Origin of the sequence: Polaromonas sp. OV174 (assembly GCF_900112285.1) — a bacterium.
Taxonomy (GTDB): Bacteria; Pseudomonadota; Gammaproteobacteria; order Burkholderiales; family Burkholderiaceae_C; genus Polaromonas.
The window spans coordinates 185,077-203,324 of the sequence record NZ_FOKZ01000003.1; the positions used below are offsets into that span (position 1 = coordinate 185,077).

The window sequence follows — 18,248 nt, forward strand, 5'->3', positions numbered from 1 at the left end:
TCGTCACTTTCAATTCAATGTTGTTTCGTTCTGGCGGCATCCAGGTGCGGAATCAGCAGCGCCAGCAGACGCTGCACCACGCCGGGCGGCAGGTCGTGGCCCATGCCCTCTATGCCGGCCAGCCTGGCGCCGGGAATGCGGCGCGCCGTGTCTTCGCCGCAGGCATAAGGCACCAGCGGATCGCTCTTGCCATGCAGCACCAGCGTGGGCGCAGTTACGTCGGCCAGCGCCGCGGCGCGCGTGCTGTCGGCCGCAATCGCCACCATCTGCCGGGCAATGCCTGGCGGATAAAAGCTGCGCTGGGCGGCGGCGCTGACGCGTTCGCGCAACTCGGCGTCGCTCATGGGAAAAGCCGGGCTGCCTATGGCCTTGAACAGGCGCACGGTATGGTCTATGGCCGCGGGCATGCCCTTGCCGGCGGGGCGGCTGAGCATGGCACGCGTCACCTCGGGCGTGGCGGCAGGCAGGCCGCGCGCGCCGCTGGAACTCATGATGCTGCTCAGGCTCAGCACCCGCTTGGGGGCCAACAGGGCCAGGCGCTGGGCAATCATGCCGCCCATGCTGACGCCTATGACATGGGCCTGCTCTATCTGCAGCGCATCCAGCACGCCCAAAGCATCGGCGGCCATATCCTGCAGGCTGTAGGGCGGTGTGATGGACCAGCCCAGCTTGAACTTCAGTCCGGCCCACAGCAGGCCGGGCGTGCCCAGGGCGTCAAAGCGCTGGCTCAGGCCAACGTCGCGGTTGTCAAAGCGCACGACGCGAAATCCGGCATCGACCAGGGCCTGCACCATGTCCGGCGGCCAGGCAATCAGCTGCATGCCCAGGCCCATGATGAGCAGGACCACGGGCCGGCCCGGCGCCGCCGTGCCGGCGTCGCTGTCCTCGACTTCGATGTGAATTCCGTTTGCTCTTATTTTCATAGCTTTTTGCGCCCATTGCTTATGGCCTGCAAGGCTTTTTTCCTTAAAAAATGCCGGCCGCACGGCCAGCCTCAGTCGCCCTGCTTGCGCCTGAACACCAGTCTATCGATCTCGGAGACGCTGGGCTCGAAACGATAGCCTTCGGCCTCGAAGTCCTTCAGCTTCTTGACGCCGAGCAGCTGGTTCTCGATCGCGTAGCGCACCATCAGGCCGCGGGCGCGCTTGGCATGGAAGCTGATGATTTTGTACTTGCCGCCTTTGAAGTCCTGAAACACGCAGTTCACCACGCGGGCCTTCAGCGCCTTGCGGTCCACCGCCTTGAAATACTCTTCGCTGGCCAGATTGACGATGAGCGGCGAGGCATCGGCCGCGGCGCGCTCGTTGAGGTAGTCAGAAATCTGCGAGCCCCAGAACTGATACAGGTTTTTGCCGCGCTCGGTGGCCAGCGCCGTGCCCATCTCCAGGCGATAGGGCTGCATCCAGTCGAGCGGACGCAGCACGCCGTAAAGCCCGCTGAGAATGCACAGATGCTGCTGCGCCCAGTCCAGTTGCTGCGCATCCAGGCTTTTGGCGTCCAGCCCGCCATAGACATCGCCATTGAAGGCCAGCACCGCCTGCTTGGAGTTTTTTGCCGTGAATTTGGGCGACCAGGCCTCATAGCGCGCCACGTTCAGGCCAGACAGCGCATCCGACAGCTTCATCAGGCTGCCTATGTCCTGCGGTGTCTTGGTCTTGAGCACCTCAATCAACTCGGCCGACTGGCGCGTGAACAGGGGCTGGGTGTGGGTGGCCACATGGGGCGGGGTGTCGTAGTCCAGCGCTTTGGCTGGCGAGAGTAAAAACAGCATGGATGTGAGTTCTTCTGAGCAGGCAAAGGCCAGACTTTACGACAGCCACGGGCTGCCAGGGTAGGGGCGGCCATCAAAGCCCTGCCGGCCGGAACGGCGGCCAGAGGCGGCGGTGGCACCAGTCGAATAAAATCAGGCCTACGCTTGCCCATCTCACTCCAACCCAAGGCGGCATCCCTGCGATGTCGTTTTTTATTGCCCCATGACTGAAGCTGCCATTCCTACGCCCGCCGCCCCCGCTCCCGATGCCACCAAGGTGTTTGCTCCCACACCGGGGCTGGACAGCCTGGCCAAGTCCTTCGAGCCTGCGGCCATTGAAGCCCAATGGGGCCCGCTGTGGGAGCAAAGCGGCCAGTACGAGCCCACGCTGGACGCCAGCAAGCCCTCCTTTGCCATCCAGTTACCGCCACCCAATGTGACCGGCACCTTGCACATGGGCCACGCCTTCAACCAGACCATCATGGATTCGCTGGCGCGCTACCACCGCATGAAGGGCGACAACACGCTGTGGGTGCCCGGCACCGACCACGCCGGCATCGCCACGCAAATCGTGGTGGAGCGCAAGCTGCAAGGCGAAGGCAAAAGCCGTCACGACCTGGGCCGCAAGAACTTTGTCGCCAAGATCTGGGAGTGGAAGGAAGAGTCCGGCTCCACCATCACGCGCCAGATGCGCCGCATGGGCGACTCGGTGGCCTGGAAGCACGAGTACTTCACCATGGACCCCAAGATGTCCAAGGTCGTCACCTCGACCTTTGTGCAGCTCTACGAACAAGGCCTGATCTACCGCGGCAAGCGCCTAGTCAACTGGGACCCGGTGCTGAAATCGGCGGTGAGCGACCTGGAAGTGGAAAACGAAGAGCGCAACAGCTTCATGTGGCACATTGAATACCCCTTCAGTGATGGCCCGCAAACCGCCGCCGACGGCACGCCAATGCGCGGCATGCACATTGCCACCACGCGCCCGGAAACCATGCTGGCCGATGGCGCGCTGGCGGTTCACCCCGACGACGAGCGCTACCAGCACCTGATCGGCAAGATGGTCGACCTGCCGCTGTGCGACCGCCAGATTCCGGTGATTGCCGACACCTACGTGGACCCGGCCTTTGGCAGCGGCTGCGTCAAGATCACCGGCGCGCATGACTTCAATGACTACCAGGTGGCATTGCGCCACAAGCTGGCGCTGATCACCATCTTCACGCTGGACGCCAAGATCAACGAAAACGGCCCGCTGCCATACCAGGGCCTGGACCGCTACGACTGCCGCAAGGCGGTCTTGATGGATCTGGAAGAGCAGGGTTTTCTGGAAAAAGCCGTGCCGCACAAAAACATGGTGCCGGTCTGCACCCGCACCGGCCAGGTGGTCGAGCCCATGCTGACCGACCAGTGGTTTGTCGCCGTCAACAAAGTTTCAGAGCAAGACCCGACCGGCAAGTCGATTGCGCAAAAAGCCATTGATGCGGTGGACAGCGGCGCCGTCAAGTTCGTGCCCGAGCAGTGGGTCAACACCTACAACCAGTGGATGGGCAACATCCAGGACTGGTGCATCTCGCGCCAGCTATGGTGGGGCCACCAGATCCCGGCCTGGTATGACGAAGACGGCAAGGTCTATGTCGCCACCGATGAAGCCGCCGCCCAGGCCCAGGCGCCCGGCAAAAAGCTCACGCGCGACGAAGACGTGCTCGATACCTGGTACTCCTCGGCGCTGGTGCCCTTCTCTTCGCTGGGCTGGCCCGAGAAGACCAAGGAACTCGATCTGTTCCTGCCCTCCAGCGTGCTGGTCACCGGCTACGACATCATCTTCTTCTGGGTTGCCCGGATGATCATGATGACCACGCATTTCACCGGCCAGGTACCCTTCAAGCATGTCTACATCCATGGCCTGGTGAAAGACTCGCACGGCAAGAAGATGAGTAAGTCCGAGGGCAATGTGCTGGACCCAGTGGATCTGATCGACGGCATCGAACTGGCGCCGCTGCTGGACAAGCGCTCACAAGGCCTGCGCAAGCCCGAAACGGCGCCGCAGGTGCGCAAGAACACCGAAAAGGAATTCCCGGCCGGTATTCCGGGCTACGGCGCCGACGCTCTGCGCTTTACCTTTGCCTCGCTGGCCAGCCTGGGTCGCAGCATCAACTTCGACAGCAAGCGCTGCGAGGGCTATCGCAACTTCTGCAACAAGCTCTGGAACGCCACCCGCTTCACCTTGATGAACTGCGAAGGCCAGGACTGCGGCCTGCAAGAACACAGCAAAGAGCAATGCGCGCCTGGCGGCGAATTTGAAAACTATCTTGATTTCTCGCAGGCCGACCGCTGGATCTCATCGACCATGCAGCGCGTCGAAGCCGACGTCGCCAAGGGCTTTGCCGAGTACCGCCTGGACAACGTGGCCGGCAGCATTTACCAGTTCGTCTGGGACGAGTTCTGCGACTGGTACCTGGAAATCGCCAAGGTGCAGATCCAGCTCGGCAGCGACGCCCAAAAGCGCGCCACCCGCCGCACGCTGATACGTACGCTGGAAGCCATCATGCGCCTGGCGCACCCGCTGATTCCCTTCATCACCGAAGAGCTCTGGCAAAAAGTGGCGCCCGTCGCCGGCAGGGCCGGTAAGTTCATCGGCATGGCGGCCTACCCGCAAAGCCAGCCCGAGAAGATTGATACGCAAGCCGAAGCCCATGTGGCCAAGCTCAAGACCCTGGTCGACGCCTGCCGCAACCTGCGCGGCGAAATGAAGGTGTCGCCGGCCACGCGCCTGCCGCTCTTCGTCGTCGGCGATACCGCCTTCATGACGGCCGCCGCGCCGGCCCTCAAGGCTCTGGCCAAGCTCAGCGAAGTCAAGGTCTTCGATGACCAAGCCGCCTGGGCCGCCGCCGCCGAAGCTGCGCCCGTGGCGGTGGTGGGCGACGCCCGCGTCTGCCTCTACATGGAAGTCGATGTCGCGGCAGAAAAAGCCCGCCTGGCCAAGGAGGCCTCCCGCCTGGAAGGCGAGCTGGTCAAGGTCAATGCCAAGCTGGCCAACGAGGCTTTTGTGAACAAGGTACCGCCGGCAGTGCTGGAGCAAGAGCGCAAGCGCCTGAGCGACTACACGGCCACGCTGGAAAAAATCCGCGAGCAGCTGCTGCGCCTGAAATAAGCGCAAGGTAAACGCAAGCGCCGGGGGCCCTAAAGCTCCCGGTGGTTAGGGCATGAGCGCCATCGGCGACTCCAGCCTCACCGGCGCGCTGGGCGGCGCGTTCACGCCCGCCGCAGGCGTACTCAAGGCCTCGTGCAGGCGGTGCGCCACGTACCAGCTGGCGCGCAAGCGCGCTTCACGCGTGTGCGAGCTTAGGCGCGGTGTGATGAACAGGTTTTTCAGCCCGTTGAGTGGCGAGGTCTCGCCCAGAAAACCGGCCTCATGGCCATCAAGGATGCAGGCCTCTATGCGGCCATCGCGCAAAGCCGCCGCCAGCGCCTCCTGCTCGAACAACTCGCTGCGGCTCAGCCCCACCCACAACTGCTCGGGCTTGCAGGCCGCCAGCAGCTTGGCATTGACAAAACCCTTGAAGCGGCTGGCATACAGCATCTGCACCGACACCGCATCGGCCTGGCCGATCAGCTCGGGCAAGGACACCGGCTGGATACGCAACCGCTCCCAGAGCGGCGAAGTGTGATGCACGGCCGGGTCGTAACCGATCAGGCGCACGCCCAGGCCGCTCAGCATGCCGGCCAGCGTCTGCGCCACCGGCGCCAGCCCCAGCATGCCGACCGTGCTGCCGTGAAGCTCACGCCCCAGTTGGATGGCGGCAGGCCGGCGCCCCATCAAGGACGACACCACACCGCGCCGGTACAGCAGCAACAAGCTGCTCAGCAAATACTCGGCATTGGCGCGTACATGAGCGCTGCTGGCATGCACGACCTTGATGCCGCGCGCCTTGCAGGCCTCAAGACCGCTGTTGTCCATGCCCACATGCAGGCGGGCCACGGCCTCCAGCCTGGGCAGAAAATCGAGCAGCTCGTGAGTGACGACGGTTTGCCGGGAAAAGACTATGCCCCGGGTCTTGTAGGCAGCCTGACGCAAGGCCACAAGGTCCTCTGCCAGCTCGGGACGGTATTCCACATGGTGTCTGCTGGCAAGCCAGTCCACGGCCTCGGGCAGCAAGGCGTCAAGAAGTAAGATGTCCACTTGCGTCAATCCTTATGGTGCAAATTGCTGATTGAGGGTTTGTCCCACACCAAACAAGGCCCAAAGCCGATACGGCGGCCAACACAAACCCGTCACACTTTTGTCTTTTCTTTATCAATGTCGATGCCAAAACTCACACTCAACAAAGCGGTATTTCCGGTCGCCGGACTGGGCACCCGCTTTCTGCCCGCCACCAAGGCCCAGCCCAAGGAAATGCTTCCCGTTGTCGACAAGCCGCTGATCCAGTACGCGGTGGAAGAGGCTTATTCGGCAGGCATTCGTCACATGATTTTTGTAACCGGACGCAATAAACGGGCCATCGAAGATCACTTCGATACCGCTTACGAACTGGAGAACGAACTGGAGATGGCCGAAAAGCATGCTTTGCTGGCCCTGGTGCGCTCCGTTCAGCCCGACGATATGAACTTTGCCTTTGTGCGCCAGCCGCGCTCCCTGGGCCTGGGCCACGCGGTGTTATGTGCCGAACACCTGGTCGGCAATGAGCCTTTTGCCGTGCTGCTGGCCGATGACCTGATGGTCGGTCCGGCGAGCGGCCCCTCGGTGCTGGCGCAAATGGCGGCGCAGTTCGAGCAGTTGCAGCAATCCATACTGGCCGTGCAGGAGGTGCCGCTGGAGCAGACGCGCCGCTACGGCATCGTGGCCGGGCAAGACGTGGGCCCAGGCCTGATGAAAGTGCAAAAAATTGTAGAAAAACCCGCGCCGGAGCTGGCCCCATCGCGCATGGGTGTGGCCGGTCGCTACCTGCTCACACCGGCGATTTTCAAGCACATACGCAGCCAGACGGCCGGCGTGGGCGGTGAGCTGCAACTCACCGACGGCATCTCCAGCCTGCTGGCCGAAGAGACCGTGTATGCCCTGCAATACCAGGGCAAGCGCTATGACTGCGGTAGCAAGGAAGGTTTTCTAGAGGCCACCGTCGAACTGGCGCTACAGCATCCGGAAGTCGGCCAGCAGTTTCGCCGCTACCTGAGCGGACTCAAACTGGACTAAAGCCTCGATTTAAATGCTTTTGACCGGCCTTGATCGTTTTTAATGAAAAGCCAAGGCCGGCAAGGCTCAGCGACGCTTCAGTACGTGAATGAAATCGTTGCCCGCCGTTTGCTGCTCAACCAGCTCGTTACCGGTCTGTTTGGCAAAGGCCTGAAAGTCGCGGGTCGAGCCGGCATCGGTGGAGACCACGCGCAAAAGCTGGCCGCTCAGCATTTCAGCCAGGGCTTTCTTGGCTTTCAAAATAGGCAGCGGGCAGTTCAGTCCGCGCGTGTCGAGTTCTTTGTCGATGTTCATAGCAATCCTTGAATGGTTTTTATTTTAGGCAAGAACAAGGCGGGACCCGGCCCCAAGCCCCTGTTCCGCGTGCATTTATGAGGGGTTTTCACCCCAGGCCATAAACGCCGGCTCATGGCCGCGCGAGCGCAGCCAGTCCGCCAGCGCGTAGCCGGTGCTGGACGGCCAGCACTTGAGCTGCTCCAGCTCGTAAAGCTTGTAATCCACCAGCTCAGGCGACAAGCTCACCTCGCCGGTGCAGACCGCATGATAGGCAATGATGATCTGGTTCATGCGCTGGAAGTCATAAACCCCGATCAGACTCAAGGCCGTGGCGTCCAGATTGGTTTCTTCCTTGATCTCGCGGGCAATACCGTCCTGCGGCGTTTCGCCCGCCTCCATGAAACCGGTGATGAGGGCATACATGCGGCCCGACCAGGCCGCATTGCGCGCCAGCAACACCCGACCCTGGTACTCGACGACCGCCGCCAACACCGGCGTGGGATTGTTCCAGTGGGTGTAGTCGCAGGCAGGGCAACGCAGGCGTGTCTTCGCCCCACCGTCTTCCATTTGCGACACCATGGCAAGCGGCGTCGCGCAACTCGGGCAAAACCGGAATTCGTGGTTCATGAGAGACGGATTGTTTTCACAGATTACTCTGATTTTTATAGCTGGTAGCGCCCATGGGATATGGGCTAGGGGCCAATTTTCTTTTCAATCAGGCGGGGAAGACGCCGGTCGAGAGATAGCGGTCACCACGGTCGCAAACGATGAAGACAATCACCGCGTCTTTCACCGTCTTGGCAATTTCCTGCGCCACCCAGCAGGCGCCGGCGGCGGAAATACCGGCAAAAATACCTTCTTCGCGCGCCAGCCGGCGGCACATATCTTCGGCGTCAGCCTGGCTGACCAGCACCAGCTCGTCGACGTTGCTAGGGTCGTAAATCTTGGGCAAATACTCCTGCGGCCATTTGCGTATGCCCGGAATGCGTGAGCCTTCGCTGGGTTGCGCGCCTATGATTTTGATGGCCGGATTTTTCTCTTTCAGGTAGCGCGAAACTCCGGTAATCGTGCCGGTTGTGCCCATGGCACTGACAAAATGTGTCACCTTGCCTGACGTATCTGTCCATATTTCGGGCCCCGTGGTCTCGTAATGGACGCGCGGATTGTCGGGATTGGCGAACTGATCGAGCACCCGGCCCTTGCCTTCGCTTTGCATCTTGTCGGCCAGGTCGCGCGAGTATTCGATGCCGGCGCTCTTGGGCGTCAGGATCAACTCGGCGCCAAAAGCCTTCATGGTCTGGGCGCGCTCTATGCTCAGGTCCTCCGGCATGATCAGAATCATGCGATAGCCCTTGATGGCAGCGGCCATGGCCAGCGCGATGCCGGTATTGCCCGAAGTGGCTTCGATCAGCGTGTCGCCCGGCTTGATGTCGCCGCGCTCTTCGGCGCGCTTGATCATGGCCAGCGCGGGCCTGTCCTTGACGGAGCCGGCCGGGTTGTTGCCCTCCAGCTTGCCCAGAATGACGTTGCCGCGGGCGGCGTTTTCGGTGGCAGCAATACGCTGCAAAGCGACTAGCGGTGTTTTTCCGATCGCATCTTCAATGGTTGGGAAGTTCATGGTCCACACTGTGCCATAATTTCGTTCTTAGCTTTTATTGCCCGGGTGGTGAAATTGGTAGACGCAGGGGACTCAAAATCCCCCGCCGCGAGGCGTGCCGGTTCGATTCCGGCCCCGGGCACCAAATACCTAAAGCCGTCTCTGTTTTCGCAGAGACGGCTTTTTTGTTTTAGCCTTGTTTTAGCGCCGCCTGAAAGTCATCCCCGATGTCCTTGCCAGCACCCCACCCCCAACGCTCCCAACGTTTTGGCCTGGTCGCGCACCGGCGTCACCGCCAGGCCGATAGTGGCCTGGTGCGCTGGGCCCAGGCCTGCGAGCCGGCGATACGGGCACTGGGCCTGGGCCTGCACGCGGTAGGCGGCACTTACGATGCGCTGGCGCGGGCTGGCCGGCTTGCCGGCTATGCACCGCTGGTGCGCTATCCCTTTGGCTACGAAGGCGGGCTGATGCGGCTGGTGTCGCATGTGGCGGGCGCTGCCGACCCCAAGGATGGGCTGGACGGCATGATTTACCTGATAGATCCGGTCGATCCGTCCTCGATTTACCCGGAGGCGCTGGCGCTCAAGCGCCAATGCGTGACGCACGGCAAGCCCTTTGTCTCCACGCTGGCCGGCGCCACCGAGTGGATCGCCGTGGAACTGGCGCACGCGGGTCTGAACGAGGTCAAGATCGAGGGCGCCGAACGGCTGTTCGCACTGGAAACGCAGACGCTGGCGCTGATCGCCCACGATGCCTTGAAGGACCGCATGGTCGACTTTGCCGCCACGCATTTCGAGCTGCTTTCCCGCTTTGCCGGCCGCGTGGCCACCGGCACCACCGGCAGCCGACTCAATGACATGGCCTGGGCGCGCGGCTGGCCCCAGGGCCAGCCCTGGGTCAAGCGTTACCAGAGCGGCCCGCTGGGCGGCGATGCGCAAATCGCTGAGCTGGTACTGGACAGGCGCTGCCACAAGGTCATCTTCTTCGAGGACCCGCATGTGGCGCGCCAGCATGAGGCCGACATCCAGCTGCTGGAGCGCGCGGTCTGCAGCGCCAGCGTGGAAACCACCTGCTTCAACTCGCCGGTGATGGCCCAGCGCTGGGCCCAGGCCTTGCAGCTACGGCCGACCGCCTGACCAGGCACCGGCTTCTGCCGCCCCAGGCGAAGCCTTAATCAAGTTTGAATTCGCCCACCGCCGCCTGCAGCTGGTGCGCCTGTGCCGACAGCGCGGCGGAGGCGGCAGCCCCCTGCTCAACCAGGGCGGCGTTTTGCTGCGTGGCCTGGCCCATCAGCGCCATGGCCTGACTCACCTGCTCTATGCCCTGGCTTTGCTCCACCGAAGCCGCCGAGATCTGCGCCAGCAGGCTGCTGACCCGCTGGACGGCCTGCACGATGTCCTGCATGGTGCTGCCGGCGCGATTCACCAGCTCGGAGCCATGGCCAACCTGCTGCACCGAGTCCCCGATCAAGGCCTTGATTTCCTTGGCCGCCTCGTCGCTGCGCCGCGCCAGGCTGCGAACCTCTCCGGCCACCACCGCAAAGCCGCGGCCCTGCTCGCCGGCCCGCGCCGCCTCCACGGCGGCATTGAGCGCCAGGATGTTGGTCTGAAAGGCAATGCCCTCGATCACGCCGATGATGTCGACAATCTTTTTCGAGCTGCCGCTGATGGAGGCCATGGACGCGACCACCTGGGCTACCACCTCGCCGCCCTGCCCGGCAATGCCCGAGGCCGTGGCGGCCAGCCCGCTGGCCGAGCGTGCGTGCTCCGCGTTCAGCTTGACCGTGGCGGTCAGCTGCTCCATGCTGGACAGCGTTTGCACCAGCGAGGCCGCCTGCTCCTCGGTACGCCGCGACAGATCGGCATTGCCGGCGGCAATGTCCCCGGAAGCCTCGGTAATCTCATCGGTCGAGCCCTTGATGCGGCTGACCAGATCGGTCAAGGTGTCTTCCATCTCTCCCAGGGCGCCCAGCAGCCGGCCAAAGTCGCCGCCGCGCTCGGTCACGAACTCCTGGCTGAGATCGCCCGAGGCCACGGTCTCGGCGATGTAGATGGCCTCCTTGAGCGGCTGCGCGATGCTGCGCACCAGCCGGTAGGCCAGGATGCCGCCCAGCGCCAGCGCGGCCAGGCCCAGCCCGAACATCAGGGCGCGCGCCGAACTCACCTCTGAACCGGCTTGTGCGCTGCGGTTACTGACATGCTTTGTCTGCCAGTCGGTCAGCGACTGGACCTCTTGCTGCAGGCGATCCAGCGCCGGCAGGGCCGCACCCGTCAGGGAACGGGAGGCCGCCTCGCGCTCGCCCTGTTCCAGCAGCTTTGCCACCTGGCCAAAGGCCTGCATATAAGCCGCGCGCGCACTTTGGATGCGCGCCAGCAAGGCCGTCTCCTCATCCGGGAGCACGGCCTGTTCCAGCACCGCCAGCGCCTGGGTGACGAGCTGCTGGTTGCTCTCCATGTGCTGGCGTATTCCCGCCGCCTGCGTCTGGTCGTTCGTCAGGAACAACTCCATCGTTCTTCTGGCATTGGCTTGCGTCGTGGCCTTGACCGTCGCCAGCGCCTCGGCCTTGCGCCAGTCCGTGCCGGCGATCTGCTGGCTGATGGCGCCTACCCCGGCCAGATGGCTCAACCCGACGGCCGTCAAGCCGCCCATCAGCAGCAAAAGCAGGCCGAACGCGGCCATCAGCCGCGTGCTGATCTTCAGATTTTCCAGATGCATGGTGTTTGTGTCTCCTGCCGGCCCCCTCCGTCTCAAGATGCGTGAGATGCCCAAAGCATCACCGTAGCCAGACCACGGCGCCCCATAAGCCCGAAAAAGGGCGAAAAATGGCCGCATTTCAGCGCATTGGCATGCGCCGGCGGCACGGCGAGGCCCACCCGCCTTGGGTTGCCATCGCACTGTTTGAATCAAATCGGGCTCTAGCCCATAACCCACGGGCGCAAGCAGCTCCCGTTTTTATAGCACCCCACTCTGACGCTAAACCAAGCCTTGCGCCACCGTGGGGTAGCGCAACACCATCCTGAGCTCATTTTTCAGGCGCCAGTTGTCCAGCCGCCGCGACTCGCTCATGAAGCTCAGCAGCATCAGCGGCAACTGCTCCTTCGCGCTATCGCGCGCCAGCCGGGGCGGCCGGGGCAACTGGTAGAGGTCGGCGGCCAGGTCGAAGTAGTCGCCCATCAGCAGTTCGGTGTCGTCGCAGGCATGCGTCACGCGTTGCGGCTTGCCGCGCCACAGCGCCGCCAGGCAGGCGCGCGCCAGGTCGTCGGCGTGAATATGGCTGGTGTAGACATCGTCTTCGCGCCGCAGCACGGGCGTGCCCTTGAGCAGTCGCCCCCGCGGCGTGCCGCCTTCGCGGTCGGGCGCATAAATGCCCGGAATGCGCAAGATGTGCACCGGCGTGCCGCTGGCGCGCCCGAACAGCCGCAGATGGGCTTCGGCATGCACGCGGCGCTGCGAGCGCGGCGTGTGCGGGTTGAGCGGCCGGGTTTCACTCACCCTCTCGCCGCCGCAGTCGCCATACACCCCGCTGGTCGAGCCATAGACCAGCGACTGCGGCAGGCCGCGCAAACGCAAGGCCCGCAGCAGCGCCAGCGTGCGCGGATCGCAGCGCCAGTCCGGGTTGTCGCCGGGCGGCGGCGCCAAGTGAACCACACGGGTGGCCAGGCCGGCCAGCCGACGCAAGGTAGCCGGCTGATCCAGATTGCCCAGCAAGGGCGTGATGCCCTGAGCGCGCAAAGCCGGCACACGCCCGGCGGAGGAAGTCAGCGCCAGCAGCTTGAGCCGGGACGGCAACTGGCCGGCCACGCGCTGGCCAACATCGCCGCAGCCGACGATCAACACCCGCTGCCGGCGGAAACGAAAAGGCAGCGCGCCAAGGGGATTCAGGTTTGAGGGCAAAATTGGGGGTTTGCTGGAAGACCAGCCCAGTCATCAAGACCCCCAAGGATACCCAATATATGAGTTTCAACGTGAGCGTGCAGCCCAGCGGCAGAACCTTTACCGCCAATCCCGATGAAGCGCTGCTGGCCGCCGCCATTCGCCAGGGCATAGGTCTGCCCTATGGCTGCAAGGATGGCGCTTGCGGCTCCTGCAAATGCAAGAAGCTGGAAGGCACGGTGAGCCACGGCACACACCAGCTCAAGGCCTTGTCGCCCGAAGACGAGGCCAACGGCTTCATCCTGACCTGCTGCGCCGTGGCGCACAGCGACGTGGTGATCGAGTCGCGTCAGGTCACCGACGAAAGCGCCTTTCCGATCAAGAAAATGCCGGTGCGCATCAACAGCCTGAACAAGCTGTCGCACGACGTCATGGCGGTGCGCCTGCAGCTGCCGGCCAGCGATACCTTCAAATACCACGCCGGCCAGTATGTGGAGTTTTTGCTGCGCGATGGCGACCGCCGCGCCTACTCCATGGCCAACGCGCCACACACCCAGGCCGACAACCCGGGCGTGGAGCTACACATACGCTACATGTCTGGCGGCAAGTTCACCGAGCATGTGTTTGCCACCATGAAGGAAAAAGAGATTTTGCGCATAGAAGGGCCTTACGGCAGCTTCTTCCTGCGCGAAGACAGCGACAAGCCCGTGGTGCTGCTGGCTTCGGGCACCGGCTTTGCGCCCATCAAGGCGCTGATCGAAAACATGCAGCACAAAAACATCACGCGCCCGGCCGTGCTGTACTGGGGCGGCCGCCGCCCGGAGGACCTGTACATGAACGACTGGGTCCAGGCCAAACTGGCCGAAATGCCCAACCTCAGCTATGTGCCCGTGGTCTCAGACGCCCTGCCCGAAGACCAGTGGAGTGGCCGCACCGGCTTTGTTCACAAGGCCGTGCTGCAAGACTTTCCCGACCTCTCGGCGCATCAGGTCTATGCCTGCGGCGCGCCCATCGTGGTGGAATCTGCCCGCGACGAATACAGCGCGGTGGCCGGCCTGCCGGCAGAAGAGTTCTTTTCCGACCCCTTCACCACCGAGGCTGACAAGGCCAAAACCGCCTGAAACACCTGAAGCCGGGCGCCACTAAAGCTATCAAAACCATAGCATTTAGCGCCTAAAACCAAAAGGCTAGAGGCACTTTTTTCTTTAATTCAACACCCAGCACCGCCGCCGCAACAGAGCTTGAGCCCTGTTGCCCTCATGGCACGCCATGAAACAGCTGGGTCAACTTTTTCGAAACCATCAGACCATGAACCGCCGAAACTTCCTGCCTTTTTTGAGCAAAAGCCTCGCACTCGCGTCCATCGCCACGCTGGCCTTGTCGTCCACCCTGGCGCTGGCCCAACCCAAAGTCATGCGCATCATCGTTCCCTATGCGCCGGGTGGCCCGCTCGACATCACGGCCCGTCTGGTCGCCGAACGGGTGAAGGATTCCCTGGGCACCGTGATCATTGAAAATCGCCCCGGCGCCGGCGGCAACATCGGCGTGGATGCCATTGCCAAGGCCGCGCCCGACGGCATGACCATAGGCCTCGCCGCCGTCGCCACCCATGCCATCAACCCCTGGCTGTACAGCAAGATGCCTTACAACGCGGCGACCGACTTTGCCCCCATCACGCAAATGGTGCGGGTGCCCAATGTGCTGGTGATGAATGCCGAAACGGCGCAGCGCCTGCACATCAACACGCTGGCCGACCTGATCAAGTACGCCAAGGCGAACCCGGGCAAACTCAATTTCGCCAGCGGCGGCAATGGCAGCGCCGGCCACCTGGCCGGTGAGATGTTCAAGGCCCAGGCCGGCATCTTTGCGCTGCACATTCCCTACAACGGCGGCAACCCGGCCCAGCTGGCGCTGCTGAGCGGCCAGGTCGACTTCAACTTTGACAACCTCGCCGCCGCCTCAAGCAACATCAAGTCCGGCAAGCTCAAGGCGCTGGCGGTCACCACGGCCAAGCGCAGCGCCATGCTGCCCGATGTGCCGGCCGTGGCCGAAACGCTCAAGGGCTTCGAGATCGACACCTGGTGGGGACTGGTCGCGCCGGCCGGCACGCCCAAGGACGTGATTGCCAAACTCAGCCAGGCCTACATCGCGGCACTGAACTCACCCGAGGCCAAGAGCCGTTTTGCCACCCTGATGGCCGAACCGGTGGCCAGCACGCCCGAGCAGTTTGGCGCTTTCATGAAGAGCGAGCAGGCCAAATACGAGAAAGTGGTGAAAGCCTCGGGCGCCAAGGTCGACTAAGTTCGCAATTTGTGGTGTTTTAGGGATCAAGCCCATACCAGTTGGTCGTAGCAAGCTATGAAATTAATAGCTTGCTGCAGCTACCCTGCCAGCAGCACGCGACAAAAACCTCAGTTTGCAGCCAGCGCCTGCGTCATGTAGACAGCGGCGCCGAGATAAGTCGCCAGGTGCTGCCGCTCGCGCGGGTCGTCCAGCGTCGTGGCCCGAAAACCTAGGCGCTGCCAGAACGCCTGCGAACCCTGCACCGACACCAGGGCGCAATATGCCAACCCCTCCTGCCTGGCCACGGCCAGCGCATGGCTGACCAGCGCGGGACCCAGGCCCTGACCGGCCGCCGCAGTGGAAACGGCCAGATCGTGCAAATACAGACAGTTGGGTAGCGCTGGCGAATGAAAGTGCCCGCCCAGCGGCGTGATCTTGCCCAGTACCGAGCGGTAGGCCACCAGATAAGCACACACCCCGGCAGGCCCTTGCGCCACCCAGGCGGTATCGGGAAACTCGTTCAGGCGGGCGCGCAGCGTCGCATCGTCTTCCAGATAATGCGGATGATAGGAGTCGGCCTGTATGGCCGCGACACTGGCCAGGTCGCCAGGGCGCATCAGTCGCACGCTGGGACTGGGCCGTGTCACCAGATCACTACTCACCCAGATAAGCCGCCCGCACCCGTGGATCATTCAGCAAGGCCTTGGCCTCGCCGTTCATGGTGACATTGCCGGACTCCATGACGTAGCCGCGATTGGCAATGCCCAGCGCGCGGCTGGCGTTTTGCTCCACCAGCAAGACCGTGGTGCCTAGCGCGGACACATCGCGCACCACCTCGAAAATCTTGTCCACCATGATGGGCGACAGGCCCATGGAAGGCTCGTCGAGCAGCAGCACCTTGGGCCGGCTCATCAGCGCCCGGCCCATGGCCAGCATCTGCTGCTCGCCGCCCGACATGGTGCCGGCCAGCTGATCCTTGCGCTCGCGCAGGCGAGGAAACAGCACAAACATCTTTTCGATATCGGCGGCAATGCCGGCCTTGTCGTTGCGGATGTAGGCGCCCATCTGCAGGTTCTCGGTGATGGTCATGCGGGCGAACACGCCGCGGCCTTCTGGCACCATGGCCAGGCCTTCCTTGACCAGATCCCAGGCGCCGCGGCCCTTGATGCTTTTGCCCAGGTATTCGATGTCGCCGGCCAGCATGGGCAGCGTGCCGGTGATGGCTTTCATGGTGGTGGTCTTGCCGGCGCCGTTGGAGCCGATCAGCGTGACCAGCTCGCCCTCGTTGACCTCAAGGTCAACGCCCTTGACGGCCTGGATGCCTCCGTAGGCTACTTTGAGACCTATCACTTTAAGCAGTGTGTTTGCCATGTTCTTGCTTTCCTTCAATGACCGGTGCCCAAATAGGCGGTGATCACTTTTTCATTTTTCTGCACATCGGCGGGCGCGCCTTCGGCGATCTGTTTGCCGTAGTCCAGCACCGTCACCCGATCGCACAAGCCCATGACCAATTTCACATCGTGCTCAATCAGCAAGATGGTGCGGTTGTCCTTGCGAATGCGGTCTATCAGCTCGCGCAGCTGCACTTTTTCGGTGGCATTCATGCCGGCAGCCGGCTCGTCCAGCGCGATCAGCTGCGGGTCTGTGGCCAAGGCCCGGGCAATCTCCAGGCGCCGCTGGTCGCCGTAGCTCAGGGTGCGGGCCTTGAAGTCGGCGTACTTGCCAATGCCCACATAGTCCAGCAGCTCCTGCGAGCGCTTGGCAATCGCCGCCTCTTCGTGCTTGAAACCCGGCGTGCGAAAGACCGCACCGAGCAGGCCGGACTTGGTGCGTATGTGACGACCGACCATCACGTTCTCAAGTGCCGTCATGTCGGCAAACAGGCGGATATTTTGAAAGGTGCGGGCAATGCCGGCCTTGGCCACTTCATGCACCGCCGTCGGCTTGTAAGGCTTGCCGGCCAGCTCGAAAGTACCGCTGTCCGGCGTGTACAGGCCGGTCAACACGTTAAAGAAGGTGGTCTTGCCCGCGCCATTGGGACCAATCAGGCCATAGACCTGACCGCGTTCGATCTTGATGCCGACATCGCTGAGCGCCTGCAAGCCACCAAAACGTTTGGAAACACCGGAGACATTAAGAATGGTTTCACTCATGTCCATTCCCCTTAGTTCTTGACAGGTTTAGCCAGCGACTTGCCGTGCTCTGGCGAAGGCCAGAGACCGCGCGGCCGCATCAGCATGATGACGATCATGGCCAGCGCAATCAGCAGCTGGCGCAAGATGGCGGAATCGAGACGGCCGTCGGTCATGGCCTGCAAGGGCCCGGCCACATGGCGCAGCACCTCGGGCAGCGAAGCCAGCAGCAAGGCGCCCAAAATGACGCCGGGCAGATAACCGATACCGCCCAGCACCACCATGGCCACGATCATGATGGACTCCATCAGGCTGAAGGATTCGGGCGAGACAAAACCCTGGAAGGCGGCAAACATAGCGCCCGACACGCCGCCAAAGGTGGCGCCCATGCCGAAGGCCAGCAGCTTCATGTTGCGGGTGTTGATGCCCATGGCCTTGGCGGCGATTTCGTCCTCGCGGATCGCCATCCAGGCCCGGCCAATGCGCGAGGTTTGCAGCCGGTGGCAAATGATGACAGACACGATCACCAGCGCCAGGAAGAGGTAGTAATACATCGACACCGAGTTGACGGTAAAGCCGAAAAACTCATGCGACTTGCCCAGATCGAAGCCGAAGAACTTAATGGAATCGATCTGGTTGATGCCCTTGGGGCCGTTGGTCAGATTGACGGGCCGGTCCAGGTTGTTCAGGAACACCCGGATGATTTCGCCAAAACCCAAGGTGACGATGGCCAGGTAGTCGCCGCGCAGCTTGAGCGTGGGCGCGCCAAGAATCACGCCAAACAAGCCCGCCAGGGCGGCCGCCGCCGGAATGGCGGCCCAGATCGGCAGGTGCAGGCCTTCGGGAAAGGCGGCGGCAATGGCCGGAAAGGCCTCCGCCAGATGCGGCGAGCCTAGCAGGGCAAACAGGTAGGCGCCGAGCGCAAAAAAGGCCACGTAGCCAAGGTCGAGCAGACCGGCATAGCCCACCACGATGTTCAGGCCCAGGGCCAGCAGCACATAGAGCAACGTCATGTCGACAATCCGCACCCAGGCGTTGCCGCCCTGCTGCAGCAGCAAGGGCAGCACCAGCAGCGCGATGCCGGCGATTAAAAAGGTAGCCAGTTTGTTGAGTTTCATGAGAATTTTTCCTTGTATCTCGGCTGGATAG

The 18,248-nt window shown here is 62.8% G+C and carries 17 protein-coding genes and 1 tRNA gene; 6 read left to right on the top strand and 12 right to left on the bottom strand.

The genetic code is table 11. From position 1 onward, the window contains the following. Positions 1-14: 14 nt before the first annotated feature. Both BM160_RS04230 and yaaA read right to left on the bottom strand, forming a co-directional pair. Positions 15-923, bottom strand: a complete 909-nt coding sequence (locus BM160_RS04230) for an alpha/beta fold hydrolase (RefSeq protein WP_092000969.1) — start codon at positions 921-923, stop codon at positions 15-17. 71 nt (positions 924-994) lie between these two features. Next, a complete protein-coding gene (gene yaaA, locus BM160_RS04235) occupies positions 995-1,771 on the bottom strand; it encodes a peroxide stress protein YaaA (RefSeq protein ID WP_092000974.1) in 777 nt (258 codons plus the stop codon). Between the two features lie 202 nt (positions 1,772-1,973). On the opposite strand from yaaA, the gene BM160_RS04240 reads away from it, so the two are divergent. Continuing rightward, a complete protein-coding gene (locus BM160_RS04240; RefSeq protein WP_092000978.1) occupies positions 1,974-4,898 on the top strand; it encodes a valine--tRNA ligase in 2,925 nt (974 codons plus the stop codon). Between the two features lie 45 nt (positions 4,899-4,943). Here the strand turns inward: BM160_RS04240 and BM160_RS04245 are convergent, their stop codons facing one another. Then, positions 4,944-5,927, bottom strand: coding sequence for an NAD(P)-dependent oxidoreductase (locus BM160_RS04245; protein WP_092001271.1), 984 nt, complete (start codon positions 5,925-5,927; stop codon positions 4,944-4,946). Between the two features lie 123 nt (positions 5,928-6,050). On the opposite strand from BM160_RS04245, the gene galU reads away from it, so the two are divergent. After that, positions 6,051-6,938 (top strand): UTP--glucose-1-phosphate uridylyltransferase GalU, encoded by an 888-nt coding sequence (gene galU, locus BM160_RS04250; protein WP_092000981.1) that lies wholly within the window; start codon positions 6,051-6,053, stop codon positions 6,936-6,938. A gap of 66 nt (positions 6,939-7,004) precedes the next feature. Here galU and BM160_RS04255 read toward each other — a convergent pair whose 3' ends face one another. The 3 genes from BM160_RS04255 to cysM form a co-directional block, all read right to left on the bottom strand. Next, complete coding sequence (locus tag BM160_RS04255) at positions 7,005-7,232, bottom strand: sulfurtransferase TusA family protein (RefSeq protein WP_092000984.1); 228 nt, start codon at positions 7,230-7,232, stop codon at positions 7,005-7,007. 75 nt (positions 7,233-7,307) lie between these two features. Next, positions 7,308-7,841 carry an NUDIX hydrolase gene (locus BM160_RS04260; protein ID WP_092000987.1) on the bottom strand — a complete coding sequence of 178 codons (534 nt, stop codon included), beginning with the start codon at positions 7,839-7,841 and terminating at the stop codon, positions 7,308-7,310. Between the two features lie 88 nt (positions 7,842-7,929). Next, on the bottom strand, positions 7,930-8,832 hold the full coding sequence (gene cysM / locus BM160_RS04265) for a cysteine synthase CysM (protein WP_092000990.1): 903 nt from the start codon (positions 8,830-8,832) through the stop codon (positions 7,930-7,932). Positions 8,833-8,871: 39 nt separating this feature from the next. Between cysM and BM160_RS04270 the strand changes: the two genes are divergently transcribed. After that, positions 8,872-8,956: transfer RNA gene (locus BM160_RS04270), tRNA-Leu, on the top strand. Between the two features lie 82 nt (positions 8,957-9,038). Continuing rightward, positions 9,039-9,947, top strand: coding sequence for a methylglyoxal synthase (locus BM160_RS04275; RefSeq protein WP_092000995.1), 909 nt, complete (start codon positions 9,039-9,041; stop codon positions 9,945-9,947). A gap of 34 nt (positions 9,948-9,981) precedes the next feature. Here the strand turns inward: BM160_RS04275 and BM160_RS04280 are convergent, their stop codons facing one another. Both BM160_RS04280 and BM160_RS04285 read right to left on the bottom strand, forming a co-directional pair. Beyond that, a complete protein-coding gene (locus BM160_RS04280) occupies positions 9,982-11,526 on the bottom strand; it encodes a methyl-accepting chemotaxis protein (RefSeq protein ID WP_092000998.1) in 1,545 nt (514 codons plus the stop codon). Positions 11,527-11,784: 258 nt separating this feature from the next. Continuing rightward, a complete protein-coding gene (locus BM160_RS04285) occupies positions 11,785-12,705 on the bottom strand; it encodes an SDR family oxidoreductase (RefSeq protein ID WP_092001001.1) in 921 nt (306 codons plus the stop codon). A 59-nt stretch (positions 12,706-12,764) separates the two neighbouring features. Between BM160_RS04285 and BM160_RS04290 the strand changes: the two genes are divergently transcribed. Both BM160_RS04290 and BM160_RS04295 read left to right on the top strand, forming a co-directional pair. Then, the gene (locus BM160_RS04290; RefSeq protein ID WP_092001004.1) at positions 12,765-13,805 is read left to right on the top strand and encodes a CDP-6-deoxy-delta-3,4-glucoseen reductase; all 1,041 of its coding nucleotides are present in this window, start codon (positions 12,765-12,767) and stop codon (positions 13,803-13,805) included. Positions 13,806-13,992: 187 nt separating this feature from the next. Continuing rightward, complete coding sequence (locus tag BM160_RS04295) at positions 13,993-14,985, top strand: Bug family tripartite tricarboxylate transporter substrate binding protein (protein WP_092001007.1); 993 nt, start codon at positions 13,993-13,995, stop codon at positions 14,983-14,985. 110 nt (positions 14,986-15,095) lie between these two features. Here BM160_RS04295 and BM160_RS04300 read toward each other — a convergent pair whose 3' ends face one another. From BM160_RS04300 to BM160_RS04315, 4 genes are read right to left on the bottom strand one after another with little or no spacing between them, the layout of a single operon-like run. After that, on the bottom strand, positions 15,096-15,629 hold the full coding sequence (locus BM160_RS04300; RefSeq protein ID WP_218156582.1) for a GNAT family N-acetyltransferase: 534 nt from the start codon (positions 15,627-15,629) through the stop codon (positions 15,096-15,098). After that, complete coding sequence (locus BM160_RS04305; RefSeq protein WP_092001277.1) at positions 15,622-16,338, bottom strand: ABC transporter ATP-binding protein; 717 nt, start codon at positions 16,336-16,338, stop codon at positions 15,622-15,624. Before BM160_RS04305 ends, BM160_RS04300 begins: the two co-directional genes overlap by 8 nt. A 14-nt stretch (positions 16,339-16,352) precedes the next feature. Next, positions 16,353-17,120: an ABC transporter ATP-binding protein gene (locus tag BM160_RS04310; RefSeq protein WP_092001280.1), complete on the bottom strand. Its 768-nt coding sequence runs from the start codon at positions 17,118-17,120 to the stop codon at positions 16,353-16,355. A gap of 11 nt (positions 17,121-17,131) precedes the next feature. Next, the gene (locus tag BM160_RS04315) at positions 17,132-18,217 is read right to left on the bottom strand and encodes an ABC transporter permease subunit (protein WP_092001011.1); all 1,086 of its coding nucleotides are present in this window, start codon (positions 18,215-18,217) and stop codon (positions 17,132-17,134) included. Positions 18,218-18,248: the final 31 nt, after the last annotated feature.